Origin of the sequence: Escherichia sp. E2586 (genome assembly GCF_005781105.1) — a bacterium.
Taxonomy (GTDB): domain Bacteria; phylum Pseudomonadota; class Gammaproteobacteria; order Enterobacterales; family Enterobacteriaceae; genus Escherichia.
Genome location: NZ_VATN01000009.1, coordinates 65,038 through 81,241, shown reverse-complemented (window position 1 = coordinate 81,241; position 16,204 = coordinate 65,038). Strand labels below are relative to the sequence as shown.

Genomic DNA, 16,204 nt, shown 5'->3' with positions numbered 1-16,204 from the left:
TCATGGCAACCATCTGAACGGAGAGATGCCGGAGCGGCTGAACGGACCGGTCTCGAAAACCGGAGTAGGGGCAACTCTACCGGGGGTTCAAATCCCCCTCTCTCCGCCAATCATTCAAGCAATTAGCTCGCCTGGTGTCAGTGACACAAATCCCATTAGGAAAATTCAAAAAAATCCATCAGAGAAAAATAGCATCAGCCGGGCATGCGTTGCGGCTTTAGCGTTCACATTTTTCTGTTCAACGCGGTTGTGATATGTAACTGCCCCCCTCCCGGCCCTTCATCCTCAGTTCCTGGCATAAAAACATTTGCAGATGCTTTCTGTCGCGGTAGTCTCATAAGGTTCGTTTATAGATCGACGGCAATGTGAGTTACCTTTTCCATACTAATTATAAAAAGACAGTACAAACAGGATCACTATGGACTCCACGCTCATCTCCACGCGTCCCGATGAAGGAACGCTTTCGTTAAGTCGCGCCCGACGCGCTGCGTTAGGCAGTTTCGCGGGTGCCGTCGTCGACTGGTATGATTTTTTACTCTATGGCATTACTGCCGCATTGGTGTTTAATCGCGAGTTTTTCCCGCAGGTAAGCCCGGCAATGGGAACGCTCGCTGCATTTGCTACCTTTGGTGTCGGTTTCCTTTTTCGTCCGCTCGGTGGTGTCATTTTCGGCCATTTCGGCGACCGACTGGGGCGTAAACGCATGTTGATGCTTACCGTCTGGATGATGGGCATCGCCACAGCATTGATCGGCATTCTCCCTTCGTTTTCAACTATTGGCTGGTGGGCACCAATTTTGCTGGTGATACTGCGAGCTATTCAGGGATTTGCTGTTGGCGGAGAATGGGGAGGCGCTGCGTTGCTGTCCGTTGAGAGCGCGCCAAAAAACAAAAAAGCCTTTTACAGTAGCGGCGTGCAGGTTGGTTACGGAGTAGGTCTACTCCTTTCAACCGGACTGGTTTCATTGATCAGTATGACGACAACTGACGAGCAATTTTTGAGCTGGGGTTGGCGCATTCCTTTCCTGTTTAGCATCGTACTGGTGCTGGGTGCATTGTGGGTGCGCAATGGCATGGAGGAGTCCGCTGAATTTGAACAACAGCTGCATAATCAAGCGGCGGTGCAAAAACGCATCCCGGTTATCGAAGCTCTGTTACGACATCCCGGTGCTTTCCTTAAGATTATTGCACTGCGACTGTGCGAGTTGCTGACGATGTATATCGTTACCGCCTTTGCACTCAACTATTCGACCCAGAATATGGGGCTGCCGCGCGAATTATTCCTCAATATTGGTTTGCTGGTGGGTGGATTAAGCTGCCTGACAATTCCCTGTTTTGCCTGGCTTGCCGATCGTTTTGGTCGCCGTAGGGTTTATATCAGCGGCTCAATAATCGGAACGTTAAGCGCATTTCCTTTTTTTATAGCGCTTGAGGCACAGTCCATTTTCTGGATCGTTTTCTTCTCCATTATGCTGGCGAACATTGCGCATGACATGGTGGTTTGCGTGCAACAGCCGATGTTCACCGAGATGTTTGGTGCCAGTTATCGCTACAGCGGCGCTGGCGTCGGATATCAGGTTGCCAGCGTGGTAGGCGGTGGATTTACACCTTTTATTGCTGCTGCTCTGATTACTTATTTTGCAGGAGACTGGCATAGCGTCGCCATTTATTTGCTGGCAGGCTGCCTGATTTCCGCAATAACTGCGTTGTTAATGAAAGACAATCAACACGCTTGATAGCCTGGCGAAGATCGTCCGATCTTCGCCTTACACTTTTGTTTCACATTCCTGTGACATACTATCGGAAATGCGGTAATTGTATGGAACAGGAGAGACGTATGAATAATAAGGGCTCCGGTCTGACCCCTGCTCAGGCACTGGATAAACTTGACGCGCTATATGAAAAATCTGTAGTCGCTTTACGCAACGCCATTGGCAAATATATTAAAAGTGGCGAACTGCCTGATGAAAACGCCCGAAAACACGGTCTTTTTGTCTATCCATCGCTGACCGTGACCTGGGACGGTAGCGCAACAAACCCTCCCAAAACACGCGCGTTTGGTCGTTTTACTCACGCTGGCAGCTACACGACCACCATCACCCGCCCTGCTCTCTTTCGTTCATATCTTAATGAACAATTAACTCTGCTGTACCAGGATTATGGTGCACATATTTCCGTGCAACCGTCAGAGCATGAAATTCCTTATCCCTATGTCATCGACGGCTCAGAGCTGACGCTTGATCGCTCAATGAGTGCCGGATTAACTCGTTATTTCCCGACAACCGAACTGGCACAAATTGGCGATGAAACGGCAGACGGCATTTATCATCCAACGGAATTCTCCCCGCTATCGCATTTTGATGCACGCCGGGTAGATTTTTCCCTAGCACGGTTACGCCATTATACGGGTACGCCAGTCGAACATTTTCAGCCGTTCGTCTTGTTTACCAACTACACACGTTATGTGGATGAATTCGTACGTTGGGGGTGCAGCCAGATCCTTGATCCTCATAGCCCCTACATTGCCCTTTCTTGTGCTGGCGGGAACTGGATCACCGCTGAAACCGAAGCACCGGAAGAAGCAATTTCCGACCTCGCATGGAAAAAACACCAGATGCCCGCATGGCATTTAATCACTACCGATGGTCAGGGTATTACTCTGGTTAATATTGGCGTGGGGCCGTCAAATGCCAAAACTATCTGCGATCATCTGGCGGTGCTGCGCCCGGATGTCTGGTTGATGATTGGTCACTGCGGAGGATTACGTGAAAGCCAGGCTATTGGAGATTACGTACTTGCGCATGCTTATTTACGCGATGACCACGTGCTTGATGCGGTTCTGCCTCCCGATATTCCTATTCCGAGCATTGCTGAAGTACAACGTGCACTTTATGACGCCACCAAACTCGTCAGCGGCAGGCCGGGTGAGGAAGTTAAACAGCGGCTACGCACTGGAACTGTAGTAACCACTGATGACAGGAACTGGGAGCTACGCTACTCAGCTTCTGCACTGCGTTTTAATTTAAGTCGGGCCGTGGCAATTGATATGGAAAGTGCCACCATTGCAGCACAAGGATATCGTTTCCGCGTACCATACGGGACGCTACTGTGTGTTTCAGATAAACCGTTGCATGGTGAGATTAAACTTCCCGGTCAGGCTAACCGTTTTTATGAAGGCGCAATTTCCGAGCACCTGCAAATTGGCATTCGGGCGATAGACTTGCTGCGCGCAGAAGGCGACCGACTGCATTCGCGTAAACTGCGGACCTTTAATGAACCACCGTTCCGATAATGAGTTCAGATCCTTTGCGTCAGGAAAAGATGTGAAGGATTTGATTAAGTAACAAAGCAAAAAGCCCGCTATAAAGCGGGCTTTTCAGAAATCTGGCTCCTCTGACTGGACTCGAACCAGTGACATACGGATTAACAGTCCGCCGTTCTACCGACTGAACTACAGAGGAATCGCGAGAACGGGGCGAATATTAACGATGCCCATCCACAATGTCAAAGCCTGTTTTTTAATTTTGAATTCGTTTGCTGAAATAATCTGCGCTTTGTCGTTTATTCCGACACATCTGGCTTTTTTTCATACTATTTATGCTCAGGACGAGGGTATTTCCATAGCCATCGCCCTGTCACCATTCGCCAGTAAAACAGCACCGCCCGCACGGCCCAGTCGGCAAACATCCCCATCCAAACGCCAACCACGCCCCAGCCAAGCATAATTCCCAGCACATAACCGACTACCACCCGGCATCCCCACATGCTCAGCATAGAAACCCACATGGCGTAGCGAGCATCTCGAGCACCTTTAAAACCAGCAGGTAGTACCCAGGAGGCGGACCAAATCGGCATAAATAAAGCATTCAACCAAATCAGAATCACAACGACATGTTTAACCTGCGGATCCTGGGTATAAAACGACGCCATAATCCCGGCAAAGGGGGCGGTTAACCAGGCTATTGCCGTTAATCCAATAGTGGACAGCCAGAAAACATGCCTCAATTGAATTTCTGCTTGTGCTATCTGCCCTACCCCCAACCTTCGACCCGTAATGATTGTAGAAGCAGATCCAAGTGCACTTCCTGGTAAATTGATAAGAGCTGCAATCGAAAAAGCGATAAAATTCCCGGCAATAACACTCGTCCCCATCCCGGCAACGAACATTTGTGTTAATAACCGGCCACTGGTAAATAATACGGATTCCACACTTGCAGGAATACCAATACCCATGACTTCCCAGATAATGCTGAAATTCAATGGCTTAAAATAGCTTTTTAACGAGATCCGTAGCGCAGGATTAAAACCAATCGCCAGAACCCACAAAATGGCGACTGCGCCAATATAACGGGAAATAGTTAATCCCAGTCCTGCCCCGACAAACCCTAACCCCTGCCAGGAGAAAAGACCGTAAATCAATATGCCGCTAATGATGATATTAAGGATATTCAAACTACCATTTATAAGAAGCGGTATTTTCGTATTCCCTGCGCCGCGAAGTGCTCCGCTGCCAATCAAGGTGATTGCCGCCGCAGGATAACTGATGACTGTCAGCTCCAGATAAGTCAGCGCCAGTGCTTTTACCTCCGGTGTGGCCTCACCTGCAACAAAATCGATAATTTGCTCACCAAAATGATGAATAAGCGCTGCCAACAGTACGGCAAACAATATCATGATCACTAATGACTGCCGTGTCGCTACCCTCGCTCGCCGTCGATCACGCTTACCGAGACTAAATGCCACAACGACTGTAGTACCAAGGTCGATAGCTGCAAAAAAAGCCATAATGACCATATTAAAACTGTCCGCCAACCCAACGCCTGCCATCGCATCTTTTCCCAGCCAACTGACCAGAAACGTGCTCAGTACGCCCATCAACAGGACACAGGCATTCTCCATAAAGATAGGAACAGCAAGCGGGGTTATCTCACGCCAGAACAACACCTTGTAGCTCTTACGTTTTGCGTGCCAGCGAGTGCCGTGAACAAACTGGCGTAAAGCTGAGGAGATATTCAAAACTGACCTTAATTGCAGAAAGTGAAACCACATTTCAAATAATGAGGGAGAATCAGCAAAGCTGCAAAGATTTTCGCCAGCAAATTGTCTGCAAATGCAACAAACTGTTGATAGAAACGGCAAACGGTTGAGAAATTTAAAAATCAGGTTTGACAAAAGATTTTTCGCCGTTAAGATGTGCCTCAACAGCGATTCCTCTGTAGTTCAGTCGGTAGAACGGCGGACTGTTAATCCGTATGTCACTGGTTCGAGTCCAGTCAGAGGAGCCAATTTAAGGAAAGCAGACGTTCACTGACGTCTGCTTTCTGCATTTATATCAACTGGTTATCCCCTTCTTCACGTTCACCCTCGTTCGTTAAAAACCGCTCGAATCCACACTACTTTGCTGGTAAAAATGCTGGTAAAGCTGGTTCGATTTGCGTTTTACCAGCACGCGGAGGGAACCGTCATGTCACTTACTGATACTAAAGTAAAAAATGCCAGACCAGCGGAAAAAGCCGTCAAGCTCACTGATGGATTTGGTCTCTACCTTCTTTTGCATCCCAATGGTTCAAAATACTGGCAGTTAGGCTATCGCTTCGATGGTAAACAGAAAGTGTTTTCCATTGGTGTTTACCCTGCGGTTTCTCTTGCTGATGCCAGACAACGACGTGATGAAGCAAAAAAGCTGCTTGCTCAGGGAATCGATCCTAACGCTAAAAAACAGGCTGATGAAAAAGCTCTGCAGGAAAAGCGGGATAAAACCCGTTCGTTCCGTGTCGTCGCCAGAAGCTGGTTTGCCACCAAAACAAAATGGTCTGAAGATTACGCCGATACGGTATGGAAGCGCCTTGAGACCTATGTATTCCCGGATATTGGTGACAGCAACGTTTCAGATCTGGATACGGGTGATCTGCTTGTTCCGGTAAAAAAAGCAGAAACGCTTGGCTATCTTGAAATTGCCATGCGGATCAAGCAATACATCACTGCCATCCTGCGTCACGCCGTCCAGCAAAAACTTATGCGCCATAATCCTGCTTACGATATGGAAGGTGCTGTGCAGAAACCAGAGACTGAGCACCGTCCCGCACTGGAGCTGGAAGAGATCCCCCTGCTACTTGAACGTATTGATGCCTACAAAGGCCGTGGACTTACCACACTGGCGATTAAACTCAATCTGTTGATTTTCATTCGTTCCAGTGAACTCCGCTATGCACGATGGTCAGAAATCGACTTCAACAGTAAGTTATGGGTGATACCAGAAAAGCGTGAAGTGATTGAGCGCGTCAAATATTCCACGCGTGGCGCAAAAATGAAACGCCAGCACTTTGTTCCCCTTTGCAGGCAGGCTCTTAAGATACTGAAAGAGATCCGTCAGCTTACCTATGAAGAAGGTAATGACGCCGGATTAATTTTTACTGGATGTTATGACTCATTCAAACCCATGAGTGAAAACACCATCAACAAGGCGCTGCGTAAGATGGGCTATGACACCACGCAGGACATCTGCGGTCATGGTTTCCGAACACTGGCATGTAGTGCTCTGATTGAATCAGGGCTATGGTCTAAAGATGCGGTAGAACTTCAGATGAGCCACAAGGAAAGCAACAGTGTGCGTGCTGCCTATACCCATAAGGCCAAACATCTTGAACAGAGAAGATTGATGTTACAGTGGTGGGCAGATTATCTTGATGCAAATCGGGATGGGATGGTCAGGCCGTTTGAGTTTGCTCAATAAAAGTAAACATGGTGGTCAAAGGTTGCTTCAACTTCAATGCGGCTAAAGATATTAGCCGCATTAATACTAAATCGCTAACAGTTCTGTTTTCCAGTATTCACTACCACTTTTATCACAGACATGTGAATATAATATCCTATCCATAATCCTAACAATTTCTTTAACATTATTTAGCTTATCAATAACAGTATCTTTTGAAAGATTAATTGAAGAATATGAATGGGCTAACTCCGTGCGGCTATCAGAGAAAGACTGGAGCATGAACTCATAATCTTTTTTACCTTTCGCAGTCATTGCTTTTAATATATCTTTGATACCAAATCTATTAAAAAGAAGTTTGATATTTTTTTTGGAAGGATATTTTTTATCCATTATCAGCTGTTTTGGGACAATAACAGGCTTTACAGGAGAATTAGGTGACGATAACGCCTGAAGTTTATCCTTACACTTATTTAAGTCACTCATCATTATTGACTCAGAACCATGAGAAACGTAATTTATAAAATTTTTCTCTTGGTTTTTGAATAAAGAAAACAAGATAATTTCATCAGGTAGATGCGAAAGGCATCCGTTATTTTGGTTCAGCATGTCAATCCAATCTTCCAAAACATCTTTAATATAATCTTCGAATGCAGCAGAAACTCGAAATATCGCGTTATTATAAACACTATGTATAATATCTGTTCTTAATTCTTTTATTTTTGAAACATAACGAACCTGTTCAAGCAAATTGGAATGAATCTGCTCGAATTGTTTTCTAGATGCGCTTTTAATATATGCCATCAGTTGAAATACCGTTCAATGAAATTTTTCATTGTGCTAATACGATAATGAACCGATTGCGTCGCCGAAGTGCCAGAAGTAATCGACTCATTAAAACGCTCCTCTGATGTTATTCTTTGAAACTCTATTAAGAAATCCTTAAGTTTTGTTGCATCAAGTTCGTTTATCATATCCTGATTAAATTTTGATACCATAAACCCGACAATTAGAGCATCAAATAAAGCAGAATTGAAATTTCTTACTTGAGGCTCTAAGTTTTCATTTAGAATTCTAAATGCTTTTTTACCAAACAATTTATTAATACAGTTTAATGCACCAAGAAATCTACTACGCCACTCCAAGGCAACATCAGGTTCAATATTTTGTTTTTCAGAACTAAAATCATTAAGGAATTTCTTTAATGGTTTTTTATATGGTGTCACAGAATATGAAAGTGCGAATGCTCTCAATATGAGTTCATTATTCTTCATTCGTGTGTCATTTTTAATTCCTGTTAAGTCTCTCCATACTTTCTCCTCACTTATTTCGTCAATCATAGTAAATAATGGACCATGATAAACTCCATGACGTACCTCCTGAGGATTTAATTGTACTGCACCTGTATTTATTCTTTCAAAAACATCAATTTTAATTTGAGGGTGAGTTTCTTTTAATATGGTTATGCATCTCAATGTGCGATTTAAAATATGCCTACGGAATCTCGCGTCCAGTGATGAAAACGAATTCCCCTCCAATTCTGGATATGCTGTCAATCCCTGTAATTCAAAACCATCCTCAATAAATAGTTTAATTGAAGTCAACCGTTGATTACCATCAATAACAGATAAACTCTCATCTTTCTCTTGGTTTAAATAAATAACAGGGATAGGACACTGGATTATTAAAGACTCAATTAATCTTGATGCCTGCCCTCTACTCCAAACATATTTCCTTTGAAAATCAGGAATAAACACAGTACCATTTTTCAAATAGTCGACGAGTGTTGATATTGAAAAATCGTAAGTCTCGGTATGCAATCGACGCTGCTCAGGGGGAATATCAACGATAGAAATATCATCATCATCAAATATTGGGAAAAGTTTATCCGCAAGTTTTTTGGCATCATTAACAGACATAATAGAACCTCATAAAAATAATTTTAATATATATTACATTAATGATCATTAATAATAAACACCATCAGTAAAAGATAAAAATTACCCGTAAACTATAAATGCGCTTATCATTGCATATGTTATATATATCACAATAACAATAAGTATTTCAATACCTTAGATTACCTTCTACATGCGAAATTCTGATGTTGATAAAAAGTAATGTTAAAGAATACCAAGGAATGTGCCAACTCTGTATCAAGTGTGACGAATGCCATTGAAAGGGCCAAGGAACTATCAGGACTCGTCGTATCACGATTAAAATCCGAAGGCATGTATGCGGTTGGTAATGTGGATGGTTTATACCTTCGCATCCGAAATCAGTCCCGTGCATGGGTTCTTTGCGTGGCTATGGGAACCCGAATCAACAATCTCGGTAGAACAGTTCCAAGACGTTTGAATATGGGGCTTGGCCCTTACCCGGAAGTCTCCTTAGCCGAAGCGCGTGACAAAGCGCGTGAGCTACGTAAACAAATCCGTAATGGTATTAATCCCCTTCAAGAAAAACACGAACAAAAAGCCCGGCAGGAAATACTGGCCCGGAAGAAAAAGACCTTTGCCGAATGTTGTGAAGAAGTGCTGGAGGTCAAAGACAGTGAGATGAAGAACAAAAAACATCTCGCGCAATGGCGTTCCACACTGGAAACCTATGCCTACCCTTTCATTGGCAAAAAGGCCGTTAGTGAAATCACCAAAGTCGATCTTCTGGCAATACTGGAACCTATCTGGTTAACCAAGAATGAAACTGCCAGTCGTCTACGTGGACGTATTGAAACAGTGATCGATTACGCCAAGGCCAAAGAATACTTTGAAGGTGATAATCCTGCCGCATGGAAAGGTATGCTGAAACCTCTGTTGCCTCAGCCAAGTAAAGTTCAGATCACCAAACACCATGCGGCCCTTCCCTATAACCAGATCGGCTCTTTTATGAAAGAACTACGTGAACGAAGCGGCGTTTCTCCTCGTGCGCTTGAGTTTGCCATACTGACCGCAGCACGCTCAGGTGAAATTCGTGGTGCCGAGTGGTCAGAGATCGATCTTGAAGGTAAAACGTGGACCATACCTGCAAGCCGAATGAAAGCAGCGAAGGAGCATCGAGTTCCTCTGTCTGATGCTGCTGTTGCCTTGTTAAAAGCTTTACCACGCTTTAAGGGTATCAGTTTTGTATTCCCTGCCACTCGGAAGGGACAACTCTCGGATACGGCTTTACTGGCAGTCCTAAAGCGAATGGGATATACCGATTTAACACAGCATGGGTTTAGATCGACATTCCGTGATTGGGCTGGTGAAACGACCAACTATCCGCGTGAGGTAATTGAACATGCGTTAGCTCACCAGTTGGCAGATAAGGCAGAGGCTGCGTATCAACGTGGGACGTTATGGCCTAAGCGGGTGGCGTTGATGGATGAGTGGTCGGGGTTTTGTCTTGCCAATGTTTAGCGGTCTGATTGAAAACATGATCAACAAGGCGCTGCGTAAGATGGGCTATGACACCACGCAGGATATTTGCGGTCATGGTTTCCGCACACTGGCATGTAGTGCTCTGATTGAATCAGGGCTATGGTCTGAAGATGCGGTGGAACTCCAGATGAACCACAAGGAAAGCAACAGTGTTCGTGCTGCCTATACACATAAGGCCAAACATCTTGAGCAGCGAAGGTTGATGCTACAATGGTAGGCAGATTTTCTTGATGCTAACTGGGATGGGATGGTCAGGCCGTTTGAGTTTGCTCAGAAACAATAATCGCCTTCCAGCAAGCAGACAATCGCAGTAAATAAAAAACGCAGGGAGGTTTTACTCTCCCTGTTACTTATCACTTACGCCCTTTGTTTGATTGTGCCAAAACAGAGGCTGCAAGTTGCTTCGTTAACTTGCTGGAACGTGGATTATCAAGAGCTGATGATGCCTTATGCTCCATTTGCCCACTTGTCTGGTTTGATGTCCCACGTTGCGAAAGCGCAGAACCAGCGAGGCTTTTCTGGATGGCAGAAGCATTAGGATTAGCCAGCGTTTTTGCAGCAGTAGAAGCCACATTTTCAGAAGTCTGTTTTACGTTTTTACTCATGAAACGAATCCCCAAGAAGTTATGAATATCCCTTATGTAGTACTTACATTCCTAAAGAAACACCACATACAGTGGCATCAACAGATTTTATAATCCTTTGTTTTCCTAAAAACAAGTCTAAAACTGTATAAAAACACAGTTATGATATAGTCTATTGTTTTTAATGAATAAAAATAACTAATCGCGTTTAACGAAGAGAAACTAAAAGTTAGCCACTGCTATGAAAAAGAGCTCTTGACAGCAAATAACTTTCAGAAATCTATAGCGATCTTCATCTTGAGAGAGGCTTGTACTTAACCCGCAAAAGGTATAGGTATATAATTATTATCAGCTTATACCAAATGGTTATCAATGATAGGAATAAAAATGATTTTAGTTATAACATCTAGCTTTGATAAAACAATTGATTACATAGTAAAAAAACATAGCATTAACAATTTTTACAGGTTAGATGTTGATAATTTCTCTGAATATAAATTTTCTTACACTAAAAAAGGATTCAGTATTGTTAATAAAAATAATAATGAATTGCTCGAGAGTGAATGCAGATCCATCTATTATAGAAAACCAACTCCTGAGAATATTATCAATAAAATTGATTCAAAATATCATAATCATTGCTTTCGAGAAGTATTCGCTTTTGTTGAAGGGATTGCTGAGTCGTTTACTGGAAAATGCTTATCCAAGCCATCAATTATAAAAAGAGCAGATAACAAAGTATTGCAAGCAAAAACTGCAATTGATATTGGATTCACAATTCCTGATTTTATATTGACAAATAATTTCGATTGTTTCAAAAACACTTTGACAATCAATAGCATTGTCAAACCGTTATCAAGTGGATTGATAGAAAATCAGAAAGAAAAGGAATTTGTTCAAACAAATATGGTTGACATGAATAAAAACACAGAAACATTAAAATATTGTCCAGCTTATTTTCAATCGTATACAAAAAAAGAATTCGAGGTGAGATCAACATTCATAAATGGTAAAGATTATTCGGTAAAAATAATATCTAAAAATAAAATTGACTGGAGAAAAGACAATAACGAAATATTCTATTCAACAATAAAAATGCCTGATACTATAAAAGAAAAATGTCTGAGGTATATGTCAGTCATGAATATTTCTTTTGGATGTTTTGATTTTATAGTTTTTGATGGTGAATGGTTCTTCTTAGAGATGAATGCAAATGGTCAATGGGCATGGCTAGAAAATGAAACGAATATTAATGTGTCAAGTGAGTTAGTGAGGTTTTTAAATGAAGTATAATTTCATTTACTTTATTATAAAATTATTAAACTTTTCATTATTATTCCACACATCATTAGATGAGAATTTTGATACTATTGAAAAAAGAAATGTTATTAATTCTACGTCATTAAGAGTATCTTTATTATGTTTTCCTGTGGGGAGTAAAATAATATATTTATTAACTTTCAATAAAAAATCAAACCGTATTTTGGATAAATCTAACTTCCAGTTTTTTACGAGCATACACTATGATACACTTTGCCCAAGAATATCGGGCACAAAAATTGAAGAATATGTCATGGCGTATAGTCAATATATTAAATCAATTCTACCTAAAAGAAGGAAGGAACAAGAAGATTTTTTAAAGCAGCGCCTTTCCGAAAATAACGATAGTTTATCTAATCTTCAAAGTAAGATAACACATTATACTACTATCACTATTGCCCTCACAGGGGCAGTGGTTTATCTACAAACCATTCTACCATCCGCAAATACAAATTTTGCAATAAGATTTATTTCCTATTATTTATTTTTTATATTGCTTGTTGATATAATTAATTTATTTCTTTTTCTAAGAAAAGGAATGATGGTAAGTAGTTTTTCTCAATCAAGTTTTAAATCATTAAAATTTGATAACAGTAATTATGCCTTAACGAAGGCTATATATCGTGACTGGATAGCAAGAAAAGATGACGTCAGATATTTTGCAGGTATAGTTAGAAATGCCGAAAAATATCTATACAGATCGATTTTAGTTGGAATCACGCTATACATGTTTTCCATTTCACTGCAATATTATAGCGATAATCCAGTGAATGAAATCATATTCACGCCGTCAGGCATGTTTTTAGCTGTAAATTAAAAGGATATAATATGAAACCGTATACTATGCTCTATAGTGAATCTTTCGAAATAAACGCATCAACAATTTCAAGTAAAACAAACTCTACCGTAAAAACATTTACCACAGAACCTAATGATGAAGATTATCTCAACACTTGGACAACGCATACAAGAGTCATAGAGAACCAAGATGAGGATTACAGTTTAGCCCCCAGCAACTGTGAAAGAAAATACGAAATATCTAATGAAAAGCAGTCTGCTATGGATACATTTTTTACAGAATCTATTGAAAATAATGATGATGATTTTATAGTATGTAGAACATTTGTAACAAATGTCGTTGAATCAGGTGATGATGATTTCTATTTTAACTAAATAGATTCTGGTGAAACAAACGCCTTAATTATAAAGGGCCTTCTTGGCCCTTTTAATTTACCATGACATATGATAATGGCAATTATCACCATTTAAATAAAATGGACAGAAACATTATCTACACGCATATAACCTTCTTATATTACTATAACAGTGCTCGTTCTTACTACCACTACAACGTCGTTCATCGTATTCAGCGATTAAAGTTCCAGATATATAACCAAACTGAGGACTATACGTTGATCCCGGGCAGGCACATGTCCCAGTGTCACTATTCGGTATAACGCATTTATAACCAGAGATTTGATCTGTTATTGTGATAAAAATACCTTTCAGACCATCACCACTTGCTGTCTGCCATTTACCACTGACACACGATAACATCCTACCCGCACTGTCTCGCCCCACCAGACCATTAGGCGTACATTTCGCATTTAACGTTGCCTGACCATTCAAATGAAGATATTCACCTGCTTTGATTCTGCCTGTTGATTCAATTGTTCCGTTGGATTTTATCGTTCCGGCAGTAAGATTACCTGAAGCATAAATATTACCCGCATTATTCATGTAAGCTTTAACTGTTTTCCCGGTTCCTACACCAACAGTCCCTGACGCATATAAATCATAGGTGCGAACACCGCCAGCCCAGCCAGCAGGCAGATCGTTTGGATTAAGTCCATTCGTCGCGATACGACTACCAAACTTCGCCAGACCTGTTGTTGAAAGCGTGTTCAGATAGGTATCGGATTTTACCCTCAGATTGTTGTTGATATTTACAGGACCATTAAGGGTCGAGGTTCCACCCACACTCAGATCTGATGCAACAGACGCATTACCCGTTGTCTTAAGTGCTCCCGTTGTTGTTGTTCCTGATGCCGTCATATCTTTGATGTTTTTGATGCTCTTACCACCAAGATTCAGATCACCCGTCATCGGCAACGTCCCATCACGGCGCAGGTAAACAGAATACATTGAAGAGTTATACCCCACGCGGTAAGCCAGCAATCCACCACCCGTGATGTTATTGTAGCTGTTAGAGTTCTCACTCCACTGACCACCATAACCAGAAGCGATCTTGGTGCTTCTGCTCATACCACCATCAACACCTGCCGCCTGAACCGCTTTACCTAACAGGTCATAACGAATACGACCACCTTCTTCCCACGGGCTGGCGGTTGTTATAAGGCCATTAATCACGTAATTAGGCGCGGTTCCTGAACGCTTTAACACAATTTTGTAAGATGCTTTTTGCGCGTTAGTTCCTGTATAGCCTACAGGCAACAAACCTTCATTAATTAACGTCTGGTAAGTGATTTCACAGCCATTAGACGTACAGGTTCTTGGCCCCGGATCGCTGCTTTGATTATTGGATGATGACAGTGTGGATATCTTGTCATAGCGAATACTGATATAGCGGTTAACCGCTTCACCAAGCTGTTTAATCTGTGTTCCGACATTATCAGCCAATACCGCTTCCTGATCGTTTCTCATATCCTGAAACTTCATAAAAGCAATAAGCGTTCCAATACCTAACACAATAGTCACTTCCAGTAAGGTAAATCCTTTTTTCTTTATCATAATTATCTCCCTGTTTTAGCAATAAGAAAGAAAAGGGCCTGCGCCCTCTTCATTAAATAGACGTGAAAACTAATGTATTACTTGTGGCATTCGTACATGCTGCTGCCGTAGCTGCCACATCGAGTGTTCCTCCTGCGGCTTTAACAACCTTGGTTCCTACCGTAGTAATATAAAAATTACCGGCTGCCGCTGTCGCAATCTTCACACATTCCGCTGCTGGCACATTATCGTATGTGATAGTGAAAGAAGAGCCCGCTGCTGATGACGGACCTGTAGCTGTAGCCGCCAGCGTCACATTACCTTTAAAGGCATTGATGGGTTTAGCTGCCGTTCCTGACCCACTTAACATATTGTCAGGGAAGATTTTTGCCTGAACAGCCACAGTATTTGTCAGGCCAGTAAAGCTTGATGCCGACGTGTATAACGCTTTAACACCTGCCTGTATGGTGGCAATGTTATTGGATTCTGCCTGCGCTCTTTGTGAAGCCTGAACCTTGGGATAAACGATAAAAGCCGCTACCACTAATGCAGCAATGATGCCCAAAACAAGTAATAGTTCGAGTAGTGAGAAACCTTTCTTGCTTTTTCTTTTGTTATTTAATAAAACCATTATTATCTCCTTTTTTGTTTTAATGATACCTCCTGTTATAACGCTTCTCTCATATCTGGCAATAGAAATAGCAAGATATATTTAACTCTATCTGACAGACGGATGAATTAAAAAAGGCAAAGATTTCTCTTTGCCTTCCGGGAGATTTAAAAACAACATTTGTTATCACTACTACTGTTATTATTACTTCCTCATGGGATATTTATCATATCTGATAAAAAAGTAATAATAACGTTCACTACATAAAGATAAAAATTAACAGATTACTGGTCGAACAGAACGCATGACTGAAAAGGAAAAAATATTAATAAAGGATTATCCTGCGTTCTGTTCTTTTATATAGATAACAGATAATAATTAGATATCAATACCTGAAGCAAAATAAATTTAGTTTTTTTATTTTTGTCTTCCATCCATTTGTGCGAGAAACTTCCTGCCTGCTTTTATATGCGTTATTTTTTCAATGTCATTCAGGTCAGATGCTGAAAGCAAAATCCCCATAACGAGTTCTTTATCCACCTGTTCGATATCGCAATGCATAGCTTTAGCCACTTCCGCGCCAAGAATAATCTTTAGCCTTGTTTCAACTTTCTTTCGTTCTGATTTTTCCAGAGACTTAAGACGGTTAAGTTCAAGCTGAGCAAAAGCGACCTTTTGCTTTAATGTTTTTTCTGTTCTTGGTCTTTTTATATCATCATCCATAGTTATCACCTCTTGCTGTTTACACGTATTTAATTATCACAAGGAGAAATAATGTCAAATTTACACAATTTTGTTAGAGTGAATGATTCTGATACATTTCTTTATAA

The 16,204-nt window shown here is 41.7% G+C and carries 14 protein-coding genes, 3 tRNA genes and 1 pseudogene; 10 read left to right on the top strand and 8 right to left on the bottom strand.

The annotated features are described in order from the left end of the window. The first annotated feature begins 19 nt into the window (after positions 1-19). The 3 genes from FEK50_RS10215 to amn all read left to right on the top strand — a co-directional run bounded on the left by FEK50_RS10215 (position 20) and on the right by amn (position 3,291). A tRNA-Ser gene (locus FEK50_RS10215) sits at positions 20-109 on the top strand. A gap of 309 nt (positions 110-418) precedes the next feature. Continuing rightward, on the top strand, positions 419-1,735 hold the full coding sequence (gene shiA, locus FEK50_RS10210) for a shikimate transporter (protein WP_131161098.1): 1,317 nt from the start codon (positions 419-421) through the stop codon (positions 1,733-1,735). A gap of 101 nt (positions 1,736-1,836) precedes the next feature. Further along, positions 1,837-3,291 carry an AMP nucleosidase gene (gene amn / locus FEK50_RS10205; protein ID WP_130208633.1) on the top strand — a complete coding sequence of 485 codons (1,455 nt, stop codon included), beginning with the start codon at positions 1,837-1,839 and terminating at the stop codon, positions 3,289-3,291. Positions 3,292-3,384: 93 nt separating this feature from the next. On the opposite strand, the gene FEK50_RS10200 is transcribed toward amn, so the two are convergent. Both FEK50_RS10200 and yeeO read right to left on the bottom strand, forming a co-directional pair. After that, positions 3,385-3,460, bottom strand: a tRNA-Asn gene (locus tag FEK50_RS10200). Between the two features lie 130 nt (positions 3,461-3,590). Beyond that, entirely contained in the window at positions 3,591-5,048 is a 1,458-nt protein-coding gene (yeeO, locus tag FEK50_RS10195; protein ID WP_305138062.1) for a toxic metabolite efflux MATE transporter YeeO, read from the bottom strand. A 160-nt stretch (positions 5,049-5,208) separates the two neighbouring features. Between yeeO and FEK50_RS10190 the strand changes: the two genes are divergently transcribed. Together FEK50_RS10190 and FEK50_RS10185 are read left to right on the top strand one after the other, a co-directional pair. Then, a tRNA-Asn gene (locus tag FEK50_RS10190) sits at positions 5,209-5,284 on the top strand. A gap of 179 nt (positions 5,285-5,463) precedes the next feature. Beyond that, positions 5,464-6,732, top strand: coding sequence for an integrase arm-type DNA-binding domain-containing protein (locus FEK50_RS10185; protein ID WP_001339738.1), 1,269 nt, complete (start codon positions 5,464-5,466; stop codon positions 6,730-6,732). A 66-nt stretch (positions 6,733-6,798) separates the two neighbouring features. On the opposite strand, the gene FEK50_RS24180 is transcribed toward FEK50_RS10185, so the two are convergent. Continuing rightward, a complete protein-coding gene (locus tag FEK50_RS24180) occupies positions 6,799-7,515 on the bottom strand; it encodes a HEPN domain-containing protein (RefSeq protein ID WP_000323418.1) in 717 nt (238 codons plus the stop codon). After that, a complete protein-coding gene (locus FEK50_RS10170; RefSeq protein WP_000115572.1) occupies positions 7,515-8,630 on the bottom strand; it encodes a DUF262 domain-containing protein in 1,116 nt (371 codons plus the stop codon). Before FEK50_RS10170 ends, FEK50_RS24180 begins: the two co-directional genes overlap by 1 nt. A gap of 201 nt (positions 8,631-8,831) precedes the next feature. Between FEK50_RS10170 and FEK50_RS10165 the strand changes: the two genes are divergently transcribed. After that, entirely contained in the window at positions 8,832-10,109 is a 1,278-nt protein-coding gene (locus tag FEK50_RS10165) for a site-specific integrase (RefSeq protein WP_001408804.1), read from the top strand. Positions 10,110-10,119: 10 nt separating this feature from the next. After that, a pseudogene (locus tag FEK50_RS10160) lies at positions 10,120-10,413 on the top strand (tyrosine-type recombinase/integrase); the annotation flags it as partial. Positions 10,414-10,483: 70 nt separating this feature from the next. Here the strand turns inward: FEK50_RS10160 and FEK50_RS10155 are convergent. Continuing rightward, positions 10,484-10,735 carry a hypothetical protein gene (locus FEK50_RS10155; protein WP_000042269.1) on the bottom strand — a complete coding sequence of 84 codons (252 nt, stop codon included), beginning with the start codon at positions 10,733-10,735 and terminating at the stop codon, positions 10,484-10,486. A 366-nt stretch (positions 10,736-11,101) separates the two neighbouring features. Here FEK50_RS10155 and FEK50_RS10150 point away from each other — a divergent pair, with 366 nt between their 5' ends. From FEK50_RS10150 to FEK50_RS10140, 3 genes are read left to right on the top strand one after another with little or no spacing between them, the layout of a single operon-like run. Beyond that, positions 11,102-12,007 carry an MvdC/MvdD family ATP grasp protein gene (locus tag FEK50_RS10150; protein ID WP_012578934.1) on the top strand — a complete coding sequence of 302 codons (906 nt, stop codon included), beginning with the start codon at positions 11,102-11,104 and terminating at the stop codon, positions 12,005-12,007. Further along, positions 11,997-12,851: a hypothetical protein gene (locus FEK50_RS10145; protein WP_028127163.1), complete on the top strand. Its 855-nt coding sequence runs from the start codon at positions 11,997-11,999 to the stop codon at positions 12,849-12,851. Before FEK50_RS10150 ends, FEK50_RS10145 begins: the two co-directional genes overlap by 11 nt. A gap of 11 nt (positions 12,852-12,862) precedes the next feature. Continuing rightward, a complete protein-coding gene (locus tag FEK50_RS10140; protein ID WP_000806208.1) occupies positions 12,863-13,207 on the top strand; it encodes a hypothetical protein in 345 nt (114 codons plus the stop codon). Positions 13,208-13,321: 114 nt separating this feature from the next. Here the strand turns inward: FEK50_RS10140 and pilV are convergent, their stop codons facing one another. The 3 genes from pilV to FEK50_RS10125 all read right to left on the bottom strand — a co-directional run bounded on the left by pilV (position 13,322) and on the right by FEK50_RS10125 (position 16,097). Continuing rightward, positions 13,322-14,785, bottom strand: coding sequence for a shufflon system plasmid conjugative transfer pilus tip adhesin PilV (pilV, locus tag FEK50_RS10135; RefSeq protein ID WP_131161096.1), 1,464 nt, complete (start codon positions 14,783-14,785; stop codon positions 13,322-13,324). 52 nt (positions 14,786-14,837) lie between these two features. Continuing rightward, on the bottom strand, positions 14,838-15,395 hold the full coding sequence (locus FEK50_RS10130) for a type 4 pilus major pilin (protein WP_000243502.1): 558 nt from the start codon (positions 15,393-15,395) through the stop codon (positions 14,838-14,840). 396 nt (positions 15,396-15,791) lie between these two features. Beyond that, positions 15,792-16,097 carry a conjugal transfer protein TraD gene (locus tag FEK50_RS10125; protein WP_131161095.1) on the bottom strand — a complete coding sequence of 102 codons (306 nt, stop codon included), beginning with the start codon at positions 16,095-16,097 and terminating at the stop codon, positions 15,792-15,794. Positions 16,098-16,204: the final 107 nt, after the last annotated feature.

Bases quoted from the DNA above. Each gene is read 5' to 3' on its own strand.
- shiA (WP_131161098.1), top strand. From the start codon at position 419: ATGGACTCCACGCTCATCTCCACGCGTCCCGATGAAGGAACGCTTTCG.
- amn (WP_130208633.1), top strand. From the start codon at position 1,837: ATGAATAATAAGGGCTCCGGTCTGACCCCTGCTCAGGCACTGGATAAA.
- yeeO (WP_305138062.1), bottom strand. From the start codon at position 5,048: ATGTGGTTTCACTTTCTGCAATTAAGGTCAGTTTTGAATATCTCCTCA.
- FEK50_RS10185 (WP_001339738.1), top strand. From the start codon at position 5,464: ATGTCACTTACTGATACTAAAGTAAAAAATGCCAGACCAGCGGAAAAA.
- FEK50_RS24180 (WP_000323418.1), bottom strand. From the start codon at position 7,515: ATGGCATATATTAAAAGCGCATCTAGAAAACAATTCGAGCAGATTCAT.
- FEK50_RS10170 (WP_000115572.1), bottom strand. From the start codon at position 8,630: ATGTCTGTTAATGATGCCAAAAAACTTGCGGATAAACTTTTCCCAATA.
- FEK50_RS10165 (WP_001408804.1), top strand. From the start codon at position 8,832: ATGTTAAAGAATACCAAGGAATGTGCCAACTCTGTATCAAGTGTGACG.
- FEK50_RS10155 (WP_000042269.1), bottom strand. From the start codon at position 10,735: ATGAGTAAAAACGTAAAACAGACTTCTGAAAATGTGGCTTCTACTGCT.
- FEK50_RS10150 (WP_012578934.1), top strand. From the start codon at position 11,102: ATGATTTTAGTTATAACATCTAGCTTTGATAAAACAATTGATTACATA.
- FEK50_RS10145 (WP_028127163.1), top strand. From the start codon at position 11,997: ATGAAGTATAATTTCATTTACTTTATTATAAAATTATTAAACTTTTCA.
- FEK50_RS10140 (WP_000806208.1), top strand. From the start codon at position 12,863: ATGAAACCGTATACTATGCTCTATAGTGAATCTTTCGAAATAAACGCA.
- pilV (WP_131161096.1), bottom strand. From the start codon at position 14,785: ATGATAAAGAAAAAAGGATTTACCTTACTGGAAGTGACTATTGTGTTA.
- FEK50_RS10130 (WP_000243502.1), bottom strand. From the start codon at position 15,395: ATGGTTTTATTAAATAACAAAAGAAAAAGCAAGAAAGGTTTCTCACTA.
- FEK50_RS10125 (WP_131161095.1), bottom strand. From the start codon at position 16,097: ATGGATGATGATATAAAAAGACCAAGAACAGAAAAAACATTAAAGCAA.